Consider the following 15,863-nt stretch of genomic DNA (forward strand, 5'->3'; position numbering starts at 1 on the left):
AGGAGAAATCGATGACCCGTAAATTGCTAACTGCCGCCACGCTGCTGTCCTCCGCTCTGTTCGTGAGCCATGTCCAGGCAGCCGATGGCGTAATTCGCCACAAGATCCCCGATTCGGATTTCCCGATTTCGCTGGCGGTAGAGATCCCCGCGAGCGCGACCGTGGTCAACCTTAGTGGCGCTGTGCCGAAGATAAGCGACGGGGATACCGAAGCGCAGACAGTCAGTGTGCTGCAGAGCATCGAGGCAACGCTCAAGAGCCTGAATCTAGCAATGAAGGATGTGATCAAGATGCAGGTATTTCTGGTCGGCGACTCGGCCAAGGCCGGCAAGATGGATTTCGAGGGGTTCATGAAGGGCTATACACAGTTCTTCGGCACCGAAGACCAGCCCAATCTTCCGACCCGGTCTGTTTTTCAGGTTGCAGGCTTGGCCAATCCCGATTGGCTTGTCGAGATCGAAGTCACCGCCGTTCGGCCTTGACCACCAGGGCCGCGCCTGTCCGGCGCGGCTTGGGTTGCGGGTTCATAGCAGGTCAGCCGTTGACCACCTTGCCGCCATTGATATGAATGGTCTGGCCGCTGACATATGACGAGTCTTCGCAGGCGAGGTAGACATAAGCCGGGCCTAGTTCGGATGGCTGGCCGCAGCGCCCCATGGGCATCTGGCTGCCAAAGTCTTCGAGCATCTGCGGATCGTGCTTGCCGAGCGAAGGCGGCTGCAGGGGCGTCCAGATCGGGCCAGGCGCGATCTGGTTGACGCGGATCTCGCGCTCGATCAACTGCTGCGACAGGGCTCGGGTAAAGCCATCAATTGCGCCCTTGGTCGATGTGTAGTCGACCAGCAGCGGGTGGCCAATGAAGGAGTTGATCGAGGTGGTATTGATGATCGAGGCGCCGGCCTTCAGATGGGGCAGGGCGGCTCGTGTGAGATAGAAATAACCGTGGATATTGGTGGCGAAGGTTTTCTCCCACTGCTCGTCGGTGATGTCCTCCAGACGTGTCTGGACTTCCTGGCGACCGGCGTTGTTGACCAGCACATCCAGCCGGCCAAATGCTTTCACGGTTTGCTCTACTGCATCGTTGCAATGGGCGCTGTCGCGGATATCGCCAGGTAGCAGCAGGCAGCGCCTACCTTCACCTTCAACCATGCGCTTGGCGTTTTCGGCGTCCTCGTGCTCGTCAAGGTACATGATGGCGACGTCCGCACCTTCACGGGCAAAATGCACCGCCGCGGCGCGACCGATGCCGCTGTCGCCGCCACTGATCAATGCCACCTTGCCGGCTAGCTTGCCGCTGCCCTTGTAGCTATCACGTATGAATTCGGCCTGCGGGTGCATTTCAGTTTCGCGACCGGGCAAGCGATCCTGCTGCTGGGCAGGTATCTTCGGGTAAGCCATAGGTTCTCCAGACATGTGAATGGGTTCTGTAGATACGGCTGATGCTCGTCTGGAAAGTTTCGGCAGCACGCCGAACGGAGGTCTGTTACCGGTGGCAGGAATAACCAAATCCAGCTCGCTGGCCCGCCTACGCAGCGTGGTTTGCCGCAGTCGACCCCTTAGCCAACTCCTGGTACGCAGCCAAATGGCCGGTTCGATTTTCAGCGACCGATTGGGCCGCCGACCGGCGCTACCATCGGCCTCGCAGCCACTCGTCGCAGATAACGTTAGCTACCTGACATCCGCCGAATGCGGGCGTAGAATCCGCGCCGCTTCGACTGTCCCTGCTCAATACTTCCATCGCTCCCGCTGGCATCCCGCTCGCTTCGTGCTAGCGGGCCGCATGCGTTATGGCGCCCAAGCAGGAATCGTCGCCCTTACACCCTGCATTCGTTGCGCAGTGCTGTGCTTCATCCAGGCACACGGCGTAAATCGAGTGAATCGAATACCAGACTCATCTACATGAACGAATCGCAAGGCTCCCCGGCCGGGAGTTGGCTCAGCGTGATCGCCCTCGCGCTGGCCGCCTTTATCTTCAACACCACCGAGTTCGTGCCGGTAGCATTGCTCAGCGATATCGGTGGATCGTTCGACATGCCGCCCTCCCAGGTTGGCCTGATGCTGACCATATACGCCTGGGTCGTTGCGCTGATGTCGCTGCCGATGATGCTGCTGACGCGCAATTTCGAACGTCGCACGCTGTTGATCGTCGTCTTCGTAGTGTTTATCGGCAGTCATCTGGTATCGAGCGTGGCGTCGAGCTACGGCATGCTGATGCTCAGCCGGATCGGCATCGCGCTCGCGCATGCGGTGTTCTGGTCGATTACCGCATCGCTGGCGGTGCGAGTCGCGCCCGCAGGCAAGCAGGCTCAGGCGCTGGGCCTGCTGGCGACCGGCAGCGCGCTGGCAATGGTGCTGGGCATTCCGCTAGGGCGCGTGGTGGGCGAGGCGCTGGGCTGGCGCACGACGTTTCTGGCCATCGGTGTGATCGCCGCACTGGTGGTGCTTGTTCTGGCGCGGACCCTGCCCTCGCTACCAAGCCAGAACTCCGGCTCATTACGCAGCCTGCCGGTGCTGTTCAAGCGCCCGGCGCTGGTGGCCGCCTATGTGCTGACCGCACTGGTTATCACCGCACAGTTCACCGCTTACACCTACATCGAGCCTTTTGCGCAAACCGTCGCTCACCTGAGTGGCGACATGACGACGGTCCTGTTGTTGCTGTTCGGTGGTGCCGGCATTCTCGGCTCGTTGCTGTTCAGCCGTTACAGCGCACGTCATCCAAGGGGTTTTCTGATCACGGCGATCTCGGCTATGGCGATGTGTTTGCTGCTGTTGCTGCCCGCATCGCGCGATAGCTCGCTGCTCGGGGTCGTGGTGGTGATATGGGGCATCGCGGGGATGTGCTTCGGCCTGACATTGCAGTCGAAGGTGCTGAATCTGGCCTCGGACGCGACCGACGTCGCCATGGCCATGTTTTCCGGTATCTACAACATCGGGATTGGCAGTGGCGCTTTGCTCGGCAGCCTTGTCATCAGCCATCTGGGACTCAGTGCAATCGGCATGGCCGCCGGCTTGCTCGCATTGGCTGGCTTGCTGTTGTGTGGCATCGCGACCTATCGATTCACGCGTCCGGCCAGCACAACGGCGGTGTAGCGGGCTGCAACTGACGCGCGCGCTATTTCCGTAATCTGATCGTGTGTTGCCCCGGTGGCGGTGCGCGCTATGTGGGTGAGCGTGCTGGGAACAACGCCAATAACTACTGGATGAGCAGCTATACGGTGGCTGATGCTTCCTGCGCTGGGAGCACGCCGTGCTCGGTCAGAAAACCCGACTGCAGCTCAACGTCGACAACCTGTTCGACAAGCAGTATTGCCCCTCGAGCACAGGCAGCGAACTGCATATCAATGTAGGCGAGCCGAGAACCGCACGGTTGAGTGCCAGCGTCACGTTCTGAGCTCAGCGCCGCGCTCGGGGGGAAATGACTGCGTCGCCTGCGTTGTCGATGCCGCCGCCGATTCTTCCTGCGCGGCGGTATCGTCGATACCAGACTCGCTGCGTTGGGTGCGCGCAATATCCAATGCTGCACGCTCAAGGCAGCGGCGTATGACGCGGTCGCGGTACTGGTTGCTGCGGATACCATCCAACACGGAACAGACCAGGTATGTGACCAGCGCTAATGCCAGCACGAAGACGATGCCCTTGCCGGCAATCCAGGTATCGGTCAACTTGATGACGTCTGTCGAAAGGCTGACGATCGCCGAAACCAGCATGACGATCACCAGGTTCTGCGAGACCCAGCGTTCTTGCGGCGGTGGGTTTGCAATCTCGGCGATGCGTGCGAGCTCGTGGATATCCACTGCGCTGAACCCGCGCTCGAGTAAGGCGTTGCGAAACAACGCGTAGCGAAGCAGCTCTTCGCGACGCAGAAAGCTGTAGCAATGCAGCGATTCAGTCGCATAAATGTCGCGGAAGTGCCAGGCGCAATAGCGTTCCCGGGCCAGTAGCATGCCAAACAGCGCTAGCGTTGCGCCGGCCATGGCAGCCAACCCCTGCAAAGGTGACTGGCTATTGAACCAGGTCCCGACCAGCAATATGCCGACGGCGCCCGTCAGTGCCCAGGAGGGCCAGACCATACGCAGTCCGCCGCGCATGAAGCTCGCCTTGAACACGCTGGGATGGCAGTCCCGATAGAGCGAGCGGATCTGCGCCCATGTCGCGAGTAGAGTCACGGCTGCGCCTTCTGATGTGTGGAATTCAGGCGTGTGGCTTGCTGCGGATGGTCTTCATCAGGTCCGCTGGCGTGATGTGTCCGACCACGCTGCCGGCGCTGCCCGGCTGTGGCAGGTTGAGGATGTTGCCCTTGATCTTGCCGATCACGTGCATCTCGCAGGGCTTGCAGTCGAATTTGAGCGTAAGCACTTCATCGCCGTGCACCAGCTGCATCGGCGCAACCTTGGTGCGTACGCCCGTGACGCCCTTGGCCTGTTTCGGGCACAGGTTGAAGGAGAAACGCAGGCAGTGCTTGGTGATCATCACCGGTACTTCGCCGGTTTCCTGGTGGGCCTCGTACGCCGCATCGATGAGCTGCACGCCGTAGCGGTGATAGAAGGCGCGGGCTTTCTCGTTGTAGACGTTGGCAAGGAAGGAGAGATGCGCTTCGGGATACACCGGTGGTGGTACGCTGACCGCCTTGCGGCTGCCCAATGGGCGGATCGCTTCGCGTGCTTCGCTCAGTGCCTCGATTGCTTCACGGCGCAAGGCTTTGAGTTGCGAGTTGGGGATAAAGAACGCCTGCGGCGCGTCCACGTCCACTTCTTCGGCGTGGTAGATCGTGGTGCCCAGCTGGCTTAGCAGATCGGCGATCTGTCCGGGCACTTGTTCGGGTTTTTTCGCTTCGCCAAAGGGGCCGGCCAGCGACACGCTGGCATAGGCGCCTTCTTCGCTGGTGACGTGCAGCTCCAGTTCGTCGGCGCGCAGTTTGGCCAGCCAGCGCACACCGATGCGGCGCTCGGCGGATGTCTTGAGTAGCGCGTTCTGCCAGTTGTGATCCAGGTTGCGGTTGAGCGGGTGGTTGGGACGCACCTGGCGCATCGCCGCGGGCATTTCGTTGGGCTCGACGCGGTACTCGTAGCGCGACTGGCCGTCTTCCTCGAACTGCTTCAACTGTTCGACCACACTGGCGCGAAAGCCCACCACCTCGCGTTTGATCAGCACATTGAGGCCATCACCATTGGACAGCGGCTCGCGGGTTTGCACGGTGAGGTCGTGCTTGCCGACCTTTAGCACTTCACCCACCGCAAGGCCGGTAAAGGTCGGCGAGTCGAAGGCGCCGATGTCGATCTTACGATCGGTGACGAAGTAGTCGGTGCTGCCGCGGTGGAAGGTCTTGTCCGGGTCCGGCACGAAGAAGTGATCGGTGCGGCCGCTGGAGGCGCGGGCTAGATCAGGGCGGTCTTCGAGGATTTCGTCGAGGCGCTGACGGTAGTAAGCGGTGATGTTCTTCACGTAGCTCACATCCTTGTAGCGGCCTTCGATCTTGAACGAGCGCACGCCGGAATCGACCAGCGCACGCAGGTTGGCGCTCTGGTTGTTGTCCTTCATCGATAGCAGGTGCTTGTCGAAAGCGACCACGCGGCCCTGGTCGTCCTTGAGTGTGTAGGGCAGACGGCACGCCTGGGAGCAGTCGCCACGGTTGGCGCTGCGGCCATTTTGCGCGTGGGAAATGTTGCATTGACCGGAGAACGCCACGCACAGCGCGCCGTGGATGAAGAACTCGATGGCGGCATCGGTCGCATCGCTGATCGCACGGATTTCCTGCAGGTTCAATTCGCGAGCCAATACCAGCTGAGAAAAGCCGGCCTTATCGAGGAATTTGGCGCGCTCCAGCGTGCGGATATCGGTCTGGGTGCTGGCGTGCAGTTCGATCGGCGGGATGTCCATTTCCATCACGCCCATGTCCTGCACGATCAGTGCATCGACGCCGATCTCATGGAGTTGCCAGATCAGCGCGCGTGCGGCTTCCAGCTCGTCATCATGAAGAATGGTGTTGATGGTGACGAAAACCCGCGCATGGAACAGGTGAGCGAATTTCACCAGCTCGGCTATGTCCGCCACGCTGTTCTCGGCGTTGTGCCGCGCACCGAAACTCGGCCCGCCGATGTACACCGCATCGGCGCCATGCAGGATGGCTTCACGGGCGATGGACGTGTCCCGAGCAGGGGAGAGCAGTTCGAGGTGGTGTTGGGGCAAGGACATGAGTGCGGACCGGTTTGAAACGAAGTCGCGCATTGTAATGGCTTGTAGGTGGTTTGGGATTGGTCGCTGGACGTGTGGGCGTGTGGCTGTTGGTTACTGGCAAAGGTGGTCGAGGTGGGGCATGTCCCACCTCGACAGCTGGATCAACGTGCCAGCTTGGTGTTACGTACGCCTTTTTGACCTTCGCTTTCCGATACTTCTGTCAGCTTGGCACCACCGACGAAAACGCCCATCTTGATCGACTGGCGGACGTAGTGGTTCTTGCCCGCCTGAGCGTTCAGCTCAAGGAGGTTGTCGCCGAATTCGGATTCGGTCGCGAGTACATGCGGACCAGGGCTGACGAGCCGATAGAAGTAGGTTTTGGCAGCGGTCTCGCCAATCACTTCATCGTCGATCTTGATGGTCTTCTTCACTGCCGCACCAAGGGAAGAATCGCGGAAGATATACAGACCAGCCTGGTCCTGCGGCGGTGCCGAGAACGACTTCAGGGCTTGATCCTTGTCCGCTGACTCCATAGGCACCGAGGCGCAACCGGACAGCAGAGCCAAGCCCAACGCTACCGCGCTCATCGTCAGTTTGTTAAACATGCTTTTTCCTTATGTGTTGACTGAAACGGCCCCACTGGCCGCAAGTCCCTATCGGCTGCATCGCGAGTTTCTTGTAGCCTTCATTCGAAAAGAATGACGAGGGTCAAAGGCCACGCACCTGCTCGTCGCGAGGCCAGGACGCGGGAGCGTCCTGGCCGTTGCTGCGCTGCAGCGTGGATCGACCCGGCTACACGATGCTCAGAGTGTCAGCAGCAGCCGATGCTGCCCCCCATCCAGCGCAAGCCGTACGCATTCGTCATCGCATTCGAGGGTGTTGTCATTCAACCGCGCATGCTTGATGCCGCGATTGGCCTGCGCGGGGTTTTCCACGCGGATGGCATAGCGGGTTTCGCCCAGGGTGATGTTGGCCTCGAACACCGGCCATTCACTGCTGATGCAGGGGTCGATGAACAGCCAGTTACCTTCCCGCCGTATCCCGAGGATGCCCTCGACGCCCGCCCGGTACATCCAGCCAGCAGCGCCGGTGTACCAGGTCCAGCCGCCGCGGCCGTTATGTGGTGCGACACCGTAGACATCCGCCGCCACAACGTAAGGCTCGACCTTGTAGCGCTTGCTCTGCTCGGGCGTCAGTGAGTGGTTGATCGGGTTCAGCAACTTGAACATCCGGCACGCTGCATCACCGTCGCCCAGCTTGGCAAAGGCGAGCATGGCCCACATCGCTGCGTGGCTGTACTGCCCGCCGTTTTCGCGCAGGCCCGGCGGATAACCCTTGATGTAGCCCGGTTCCTTTTCCGTCTTGTCGAACGGTGGGGTGAACAGCAGAGCCAAACCGTCGTGTTCGCGGATCAGGTGATGCTTGACCGAAGCCATCGCCTGGCTCGCACGAGCCGGTTCGGCCGCACCAGACAACACCGCCCACGACTGGGCGATCGAATCGATGCGGCACTCGTCGCTATCCTTGGAACCGAGCCAGGTGCCGTCGTCGAAGGTCGCGCGGCGATACCATTCGCCATCCCAGGCCTTTTCTTCAAGCGAATCGGTGAGCGCCAAGGCGTGTTCACGCCAGCGTTCGGCGCGCTGGGCGTCAGCCACCGTGCCTCGCTGGTCTGCCAGCGGCGCGAACAGTTCGATAGTGCGCAAAAGCAACCAGGCGAGCCAGACACTCTCTCCCTTGCCTTCTTCGCCTACGCGGTTCATGCCATCGTTCCAATCGCCGCCACCGATCAGCGGGAAACCCATTTCTCCGGTCAGTTCCAGGCATTGATCGAGCCCGCGTGCGCAATGCTCGAACAGCGGCGCAGTGTCGCCGGCCATCATCGGCTGGAAGAAGGCGTCGTGTTCGCCGGGCTTGAGCAGGGGCCCTTCGAGGAAGGTCACTGGCTCATCGAGGATCGCAGCGTCACCGGACACCTGGATATAGGTCGCCGTGGCGAACGACAGCCAGACACGGTCGTCGGAGATTCGCGTACGTACCCCCTGACCGGAGTGCGGCAGCCACCAGTGCTGCACGTCGCCTTCAGGGAACTGGCGGCTGGCTGCACGCAGGATATGGCTGCGGGTGGCCTCTGGCTGGGAAAAAGTCAGCGCCATGCCGTCCTGCAACTGGTCGCGGAAGCCATAGGCACCACTGGCCTGGTAGAAGGCCGAGCGCGCCCAGATGCGGCAGGCGAGGGTCTGATACAGCAGCCAGCCGTTAAGCATGATGTCCATTGCCCGGTCTGGTGTTTTCACTTGCACCGAGCCGAGGGCGCGGCGCCAGTGGTCCGTGACTTCTTGCAGCACCGCGTCGAGATCTGCCTGGCGATAGCGCTCGACCAGCGCGCGCGCTTCATCGGCCGAAGCGCATTGGCCGAGGAAAGCTACGATCTCGACACTCTCTCCTGGGGCCAGCTCGACCATGCACTGCAATGCTGCGCAAGGGTCCATGCCCGCGCCGACCCTGCCGGACAGCGGGCTGCCGGCGTGCAGCGCCGCAGGCGTGGCGGGACCACTGTTGCGGCCAAGGAACTCGCAGCGATCAGCCGTCCATGCCGTTTGCCGCCCAGCGAGGTCGGCGAAGGACACGCGTCCGGGAAATGCGCTGCTCCAGGGATTGCGAGCCATCAACAAGCCGCTGCTGTCGTCGCGTTCGGTGATGACGAAGGGCGCGGAGGCGCTTCGTGACACACCGAGCACCCATTCGCTGTAACGGCTGACCGATAGCCTGCGTGGCATGGCTGACAGATTGCGCAACGTCAGGCGGGATATCTTGATCGGATCGGCTAGCGGCACGTATTCGAGCAGATCCATGGCGATGCCATCGGCCTGATGCTCGAAGCGGCTGTAGCCGTGCCCATGGCGTGCGACATAGAGGCCACTATCGCGAATGGGTTGCGCGGTGGGGCTGAACAGCGCACCGCTGTCCACATCATTGATGTAGAAAGCTTCGCCGCAGGGATCGGTGACCGGGTCGTTGGACCAGGGCGTGATCTGATTCTCCCGACTGTTTTCAGCCCAGGTGTATCCGCTGCCCTGAGCCGATACCTGAAAACCGAACTTCGGATTGGCGATCACGTTGATCCAGGGGGCGGGAGTGCTTGCGCCCGCTTCCAGCAGGGTGACGTACTCGTGGCCGTCTTTGTCGAAGCCACCCAGGCCGTTGAAGAACTCCAGGCTCTGCGCCAGTTCTCGGCCGAAAACGGACGGTGCCGAAACGACCTGCCGTGATGGTGGGGCATCGAAATGCGCCGCCACGGCATCGCTCGGGTGCAACTGGTTGGCCAGCTGATTGGCGATTGCTCCGCGGCGGGCGATCAGTGAAACCCGGGCGACACTGCGTAGCAGCGCGCGTGCCTCGGTGCTCAACAAATCAGCGCGCAGCATGTACACGGAACCATGGGCAAGTTCGGCGCCGAAGCGCGGACGCGACTGGCTGCTGCGTACCGCGGTTTCGATGGCGATCTGCAGGTCCTGAAGATAGGAACTGGCGTGCTCGTTGAGAATCACCAAATCCACCGCCAGGCGCTTCATGCGCCAGTACTCATGGGCGCGTAGTAGCTGGCGCACCTGGGCGATGTCCTGAATGTCGTCGATGCGCAGCAGCACGATGGGCAGATCGCCGGATATCGAATGCGGCCACAGGCCGGACTGGGCACCGGCGCCCTCGATGATCGCCGCCGATGGCGCGCGGAAGTGCGGGTCGGCATAGAGGATGGGTGCGGCGAGGCGCTGGAAGTCGGCGGCTTCGGCAGGCTTTATATCAAGGTGTCGCAGCTGCACCTGAGCTTGAGTCCAGGCCAGAGTCTTGGCGCGGTCGTAGGCGCTGCGGTCGTGGTGCTTCTCGATCAGATTGAGCAGCTCGTCTCGCGAGCCAGCGACGAACGTCCAGAACGCCACACGTGCGACCTTGCCAGGCGCGACCTTGACCCGATACTTGAGCGCAAAGATCGGGTCGAGCACCGTGCCGACCGTATTCGACAACGCTCGTCCTTCGGCGATGACCGCGGCGGTGGCAACGCTCGGCCGTTGGCCGATGAAGCGGGCGCGATCGGTTTCATACTGCGGGTCGGCCACGACCTCGCCTTCGGCAACGGCAAAGTGTGCCGCCCATATTGGGCGCTCGCCCTCGCTGCGTAGGCGGCGGGTGGCGAGCAGTGCGCCGAATTCGGGCAGATATTCAGTGACCACGAACAGCTTGGCGAATGCCGGATGCGCGTTGTCGGTGGACGGGGTGGTGAGCACCACTTCGCTGTAGGTGGTCAGCTCTATTTCACGGACACCGGAGCCGCTGTTGACCAGCGACACGCGGCGCACTTCGCCGTCATCCTCACCCGACACCAGGACATCGAGGGTGGTGGTCAGGTCCAGATCGTGACGAATGAACTCGGCGCGATCCTCGGCAAAGATCACTTCATGGCTCAGGGCATCGCTGCCGATGGGCTGGCCGCCAGCCGGCCAGACTCGACCGTCGGCGGTATCACGCAGAAAGATGAACGACCCGTAGTCGTCACGGCTGGCATCTTCGCGCCAGCGGGTAACCGCTATATCGCGCCAGCGGCTATAGCCAGCTCCCGCAGCGGTGAGCATCACCGCGTAGCGCCCATTGCTGAGCAGGTGAGTGACCGGCGCAGCGCCGGCCGCGCAGGCATTGAGGCGGCGCAGGGCTTGCGGGTCACCGCCGCCCTCGACCGCGCGAATCTTCACCTCTTCGGCACGTGGATGGGCGATGGCCACGTCACGCGGCATGCGTTCTTGCAGCAGCAGTTCGCAGGCCTGGATCATCGGCTCGCGATGGAAGCGCGCGCGCATCTGTCCGTCCTGCAGGGTGTTGGCGATGGCGACGATGGTCATGCCCTGGTGGTGGGCCATGTAGTTGCGCACGATGACGAAGGTCTGGCCGTCCGGCAGCCGCGCCGGGGTGAAGTCCAGGGCCTCGTAAAAGCCGTAGCGGCCGACCGCACCCATCTGCGCCAGGCGGCGGAAATTGGCTTGCGCGCCAGGTGCATCGATCATGGTTGCAAGGCCGGTGGCATAGGGCGCAATGACCAGGTTTTCCGCCAGGCCACGCTTTAGACCGAGGCCCGGCACGCCGAAGTTGGAGTATTGGTAAGTGAATTCCATGTCGCGGGCGTGGTAGGCCGACTCGGATACGCCCCATGGGACGTTGCGGTCGTTGCCGTAGCCCTGCTGACGCTGCACCACCAGGCTGTTGGTCTGCTCCAGCAGACTGCCCGCCGGTGCACGCATGACCAGTGAGGGCATCAGGTATTCGAACATCGAGCCTGACCATGAGATCAGTGCCGAGCCGTTACCCAGCGGCGTTGCGGTGCGCCCCAGACGGAACCAGTGGCGGGTGGTCACGTCACCCTTGGCAATGGCGAACAGGCTGGCCAGTCGTGCCTCGGATGCCAGCAAGTCGTAGCAGCTCGGATCGAGGCTGTTTTCGGCCAACCCGTAGCCAATCGACAGCAACTTGCGCTCGGGATCGAGCAGGAAGGCGAAATCCATTTCCAGCGCCATTTGCCTGGTCGTTCGCGCCAGCTCACGCAGGCGCGCTTGTGTGTCGTTTAGCGCCTCACCGTGCAGCTGACGGTCACGGGCGTGTTCGGCCAGGGTGTGGCCCAGCGCATCGATCCAGAAGCGCAGGTCAGCCGACTCGTCGTAAGCGCTCGGCGGGCAGATTTCCAGGCTCAGGCGTGTGGCTTTTTCGGCCAGCTGGTGCAGCGTCGCCGACAGCGTATCGAGCGCTTGCTCTTCGCCAAGTTGCGTAGCGATTTCATCGAGCAGCTCGCATAGCGGACGGCCACGCTCGCCACTGGCTGTCGGCAGCGCCGCGATGGCCTGGCGAATCAGGGCCAGGGTGTCATGCAGACCCGCACGGGCGTTCGGTGCAGTGGGCGCGTCGAGCCATTCTTCACAGGCGTTGGCGATGGCGATCAGGTGGCCGGCAAGGTTGCCGCTATCCACCGCTGACACATAAGCCGGCTCCAGCGCTCGCATGTCCTCGGTGGCGTACCAGTTGAAGAAGTGCCCGCGATGAAGCTGCAGGTGGCTCATGCTCTCCAGCGTCGCCTCCAGGCGCTCGATGGTTTGCAGGGTGCCGGCCCAACCGAAGTCACGTGCAGTGACGGCTGAGAGCAGGTAAAGGCCCATATTGGTGGGCGAGGTGCGACGCGCAACGACCGGCTTGGGGTCTTCCTGGAAATTATCCGGCGGCAGCATGTTGTCGGCCGGCGTGACGAAGGTTTCGAAGAAGCGCCAGGTGCGTCGTGCGATCAGGCGCAGTTCCTGCGCGTCTGGTTCGGCGAGCGTCTGACTGCGGGCGACGCGCGGCGAGCGGCTGGCCCACAAGGCCAGAGCGGGTGCGCCGAGCCAGAGCAGAGCGAAGGGCAACACGATGGGCCACGAAGCCGGGGCAGTCACCAGAATGAATAGGGTTGAGCCAACACCGAGTAGCGTGCCGCCAGCCATGCCGCGATAGAAACCGCTTAGCTTCAAGCGCGGGCTGATGGCCGACTGGGCTGCGGTGGTCCACTCCAGCAGATTGCGCCGGGCTGACAGCCGTGAAAGCGTGCGGGCAATGGCGTCGAGCATGCGCCAGGCCTGGTCCGGCAGAAATGCCAGGTTCAGCGCGGTTTGCGAGGCGGCCAGGCGCAGGTCATCGCGCAGTCTTCGCAGATGGCTTTGCGCGCAGATACCACTGCGGGCGGGTAGCAGAGTGAAGCAGATCGGCAGTAAAGCGGGTATCGCCATCGTGGCGAGGATGAGTGCGGTGCCAATCAGTGCAGCGGGTAGTGGCAGCAGCCAGCACAGCGCCAGGGCCAGCAGTGTGAGAGGCGCTACCAGCGAGCGTCGCAGGTTGTCGAGCATCTTGAAACGACCGATGTCGGGCAGGGCCTGCGGGCCACTGCGAGCACCGAATATCCATGGCAGCAACTGCCAGTCGCCACGGGTCCAGCGGTGCTGGCGCTTACCCGACACGTCGTAGCGCGAGGGGAATTCCTCGACCACCTCGACATCCGTCGCCAGTCCCGCGCGGGCGAACACACCCTCGAACAGGTCGTGGCTGAGCATGGTGTTTTCCGGGACCCGACCAGCGAGTGCCGCCTCGAAGGCATCGATATCGTAGATGCCCTTGCCGGTATACGAGCCTTCGCCAAACAGATCCTGATAGACATCGGAAACAGCCGCCGCATAAGGGTCCATGCCGCCCGGGCTGGAGAACACCCGTTGATAGAACGAGCCTTCCCGGCCGACCGGCAGCGAAGGGGTAACCCGTGGCTGGAGAATCGCGTAACCGTTGACCACCCGTTGCTCGGGCACGCTGAACCGCGGACGGTTGAGCGGATGCGCCATCTTGCCGATCAGGCGCATCGCGGCGTCACGCGGTAGGCGTGTGTCGGCGTCCAGGGTGATTACATAACGCACATCGGCTGGCACCTGCTGTGTGCAACCAGCCAGTGGGATGTAGCTGGTGTCGGTGGCGCCGCGCAGCAACTGGTTCAACTCATGCAGTTTGCCGCGCTTGCGCTCCCAGCCCATCCAGCAACCTTCGCTGGGGTTGTATTGCCGCCGACGGTGCAGGATCAGGAAGCGGCTGCCGCCGGGCGCTGGGCCATAGCGCTCGTTCAAACTGGCAATGGCGGCAACAGCGACTTCGAGCAGGCGCGCATCGCCGGGCAAGGTTTCCTCATCGGCATCCAGGCCATCGGTGAGCAACGCGAAGGTGAGATCACCCCCGGCTCCGGCCAGGTGGTGCACTTCGATCCGTTCGATCTGCTCCAGCAGGTCCGCCTCGTTGGTCAGCAGTGTGGGCACTGCGACCAGGGTACGCAGTGACTGCGGCACGCCGGCGGTCAGGTCCAGGCCAGGCAGGGTCATGGCGCCGAAGCGCCAGGTGATCAGTCGGTTGACCAGCGTGGTCGCCACATCGGTAATCGGCAGAAACGCCACGACGGCCAGCAGTGCGAGCCAGCCGGCGCCGACCCCAGCGCTGGTTAACGCCTGCAGGCCAATCGATAGCAGCAGCGCGGTCACCAGCAGAATCGATCCGACATAGCCGACGATGCCGAGCTGGATATGGAATCGGCTCAGGCGCAGCCCCAGCGGCGGGCTGAACGCGATGCTGCGTTCGAGAGCCAGGCGGCCTTCGCCGATCAGGTGATAGCCCGGATCGCCCACACGCTCATCCTGAGCGAGATCGCTGCTTGGTGCTGCGGCAGCAGCAGCGAGCGCTGCGCCGGCCACTTCCAGTTCCGTAGCGGTCGAGCCACGCGCCAGTTGCTCGATGGCGCTGCGATAGAGGTTGCGTGTGGGGAAGTCCATGGTGGCGAAGGCGCTTGCGCCGCGCAGCCGCTCATCAACGAGGCTGATGTTTTCGAACAGCTCGGTCCAGTCGATATCGGAGATCAGCCGCATGCTGGTGATGACGTTACGCACGCTGACGTTGGACGCGCCCTGGCGTTGTTGCGAGTGCTGCACCACCTCGTCGATGGTGCTGCCCTGGCGACCGAGTTCCTCTTCCAGCCAGCCCAGCGCAGGTGTGGTTCGCGGGTCCTGATCGCGCAGGCGCTTGGCCAGTTCCGCGGCGAAGACTACCGACATTGTCTCGCTGCCACGTGCGGCGATTTCATCGTCCAGCGCCTTTTTCGCGGAGACGGCCGAGAGCAGTCGATTGGCCAGTGCATCAGCGGTAGCGCGGGTTGCGCGGCCATCGGAAATCTGGTCGCTCAGGCGGCGCAGGTTCTCGATCAGGACGATGCGCAGCGTAATGGCGACGGCCCATAGCTCGCCGATCGTCAGCGGCTGTACTTGCTGGTACGCGTTGATAAAGCGCCGCAGCGTTTCGGGGTCGAAATGGCTATCGGTGTGGGCGACGAAAGCCCAGGCCAGGCCGAATACTCGCGGGTAGCCAATGAACGGCCCCTCCGCCAGCTTTGGCAACTGACGGTAGAAGCCCGGTGGCAGGTCGTCGCGAATCTCGCGGATCTGCGCTTCGACCAGATGATAGTTATCCAGCAACCACTCCGCGGCAGGTACCACGCTGCGGCCACTCTCCAACTCGGCGGCACTGGCGCGGTAGGCTGCCAGCAACACCGTGGCGTTATCGTTCAAGCGCGCGTGCAGGGATAGCACAGCCGGTGGGCGGGTAGTGACCGGCTGGGCGGCAGCGAGGCTGCGCGCGTGATGCTCGAGCCGCTCGGGGCCGAACAGCTCATCGCGAACTGGGGCGAGATCGCTCCATACGGGCGAACGCTGCTGGCGTCCGAGGATGTGACGGAAAACTGAGGTCATGAGCGCCTGTCCGACTAGCGGAAATAGGGGAACAGGCGTTAGTGCGCCGGCTCCTGTCGGGAGGAACCACGGCGGCAAGCTTTCGGAACAACAGGAAACCGATTGCCGGTTTCTGCCAAATCGCCGTACGACCTCGTCATTTCACCAATCCGCAGGGCGGTCAGCAGAGGCGTCAAGAATCGGCGAGCCATGAAAGCAGCAGGGCATATGGGCCGAGCCGCTTGCAGGAAGGATGCTGTCGCAGCATTCGATTCACCATACAGCAATGCGGGTTTTATTGTTGGTGGTTGACCCGGCCCCGGCCAGGACAGAGGTTACGCAACGGCTGTATCAGGCCAGTGGCGAGTTGCG

General features: G+C 62.5%; 7 protein-coding genes and 1 pseudogene. 3 read left to right on the forward strand and 5 right to left on the reverse strand.

What is annotated here, in order from left to right:
• Window positions 1–11 precede the first annotated feature (11 nt).
• Window positions 12–482, forward strand: a complete 471-nt coding sequence (locus CXK91_RS14570) for a RidA family protein (protein WP_103456834.1) — start codon at window positions 12–14, stop codon at window positions 480–482.
• A gap of 52 nt (window positions 483–534) precedes the next feature.
• On the opposite strand, the gene CXK91_RS14575 is transcribed toward CXK91_RS14570, so the two are convergent.
• Entirely contained in the window at window positions 535–1,398 is an 864-nt protein-coding gene (locus tag CXK91_RS14575; RefSeq protein WP_103456835.1) for an SDR family oxidoreductase, read from the reverse strand.
• Window positions 1,399–1,899: 501 nt separating this feature from the next.
• Between CXK91_RS14575 and CXK91_RS14580 the strand changes: the two genes are divergently transcribed.
• Together CXK91_RS14580 and CXK91_RS14585 are read left to right on the forward strand one after the other, a co-directional pair.
• The gene (locus CXK91_RS14580; protein WP_103456836.1) at window positions 1,900–3,090 is read left to right on the forward strand and encodes a sugar transporter; all 1,191 of its coding nucleotides are present in this window, start codon (window positions 1,900–1,902) and stop codon (window positions 3,088–3,090) included.
• 53 nt (window positions 3,091–3,143) lie between these two features.
• A pseudogene (locus CXK91_RS14585) lies at window positions 3,144–3,391 on the forward strand (TonB-dependent receptor domain-containing protein); the annotation flags it as partial.
• Here the strand turns inward: CXK91_RS14585 and CXK91_RS14590 are convergent.
• From CXK91_RS14590 to CXK91_RS14605, 4 genes are all read right to left on the reverse strand, one after another.
• On the reverse strand, window positions 3,381–4,166 hold the full coding sequence (locus CXK91_RS14590; protein ID WP_256055726.1) for a hypothetical protein: 786 nt from the start codon (window positions 4,164–4,166) through the stop codon (window positions 3,381–3,383). The pseudogene CXK91_RS14585 and the gene CXK91_RS14590 sit on opposite strands and share 11 nt — an antisense overlap.
• A 25-nt stretch (window positions 4,167–4,191) precedes the next feature.
• Entirely contained in the window at window positions 4,192–6,192 is a 2,001-nt protein-coding gene (locus CXK91_RS14595; protein WP_103456837.1) for a peptidase U32 family protein, read from the reverse strand.
• Window positions 6,193–6,335: 143 nt separating this feature from the next.
• Entirely contained in the window at window positions 6,336–6,779 is a 444-nt protein-coding gene (locus CXK91_RS14600) for a DUF2846 domain-containing protein (RefSeq protein ID WP_103456838.1), read from the reverse strand.
• 198 nt (window positions 6,780–6,977) lie between these two features.
• Window positions 6,978–15,512, reverse strand: coding sequence for a GH36-type glycosyl hydrolase domain-containing protein (locus tag CXK91_RS14605; RefSeq protein ID WP_103456839.1), 8,535 nt, complete (start codon window positions 15,510–15,512; stop codon window positions 6,978–6,980).
• Between the last annotated feature and the right edge of the window lie 351 nt (window positions 15,513–15,863).

Origin of the sequence: Stutzerimonas stutzeri (assembly GCF_002909485.1) — a bacterium.
In the GTDB taxonomy this organism is placed as follows: Bacteria; Pseudomonadota; Gammaproteobacteria; order Pseudomonadales; family Pseudomonadaceae; genus Stutzerimonas; species Stutzerimonas stutzeri_AH.

Coding starts and splice junctions, on each gene's coding strand:
- CXK91_RS14570 (WP_103456834.1), top strand. CDS start 12: ATGACCCGTAAATTGCTAACTGCCGCCACGCTGCTGTCCTCCGCTCTG.
- CXK91_RS14575 (WP_103456835.1), bottom strand. CDS start 1,398: ATGGCTTACCCGAAGATACCTGCCCAGCAGCAGGATCGCTTGCCCGGT.
- CXK91_RS14580 (WP_103456836.1), top strand. CDS start 1,900: ATGAACGAATCGCAAGGCTCCCCGGCCGGGAGTTGGCTCAGCGTGATC.
- CXK91_RS14595 (WP_103456837.1), bottom strand. CDS start 6,192: ATGTCCTTGCCCCAACACCACCTCGAACTGCTCTCCCCTGCTCGGGAC.
- CXK91_RS14600 (WP_103456838.1), bottom strand. CDS start 6,779: ATGTTTAACAAACTGACGATGAGCGCGGTAGCGTTGGGCTTGGCTCTG.
- CXK91_RS14605 (WP_103456839.1), bottom strand. CDS start 15,512: ATGACCTCAGTTTTCCGTCACATCCTCGGACGCCAGCAGCGTTCGCCC.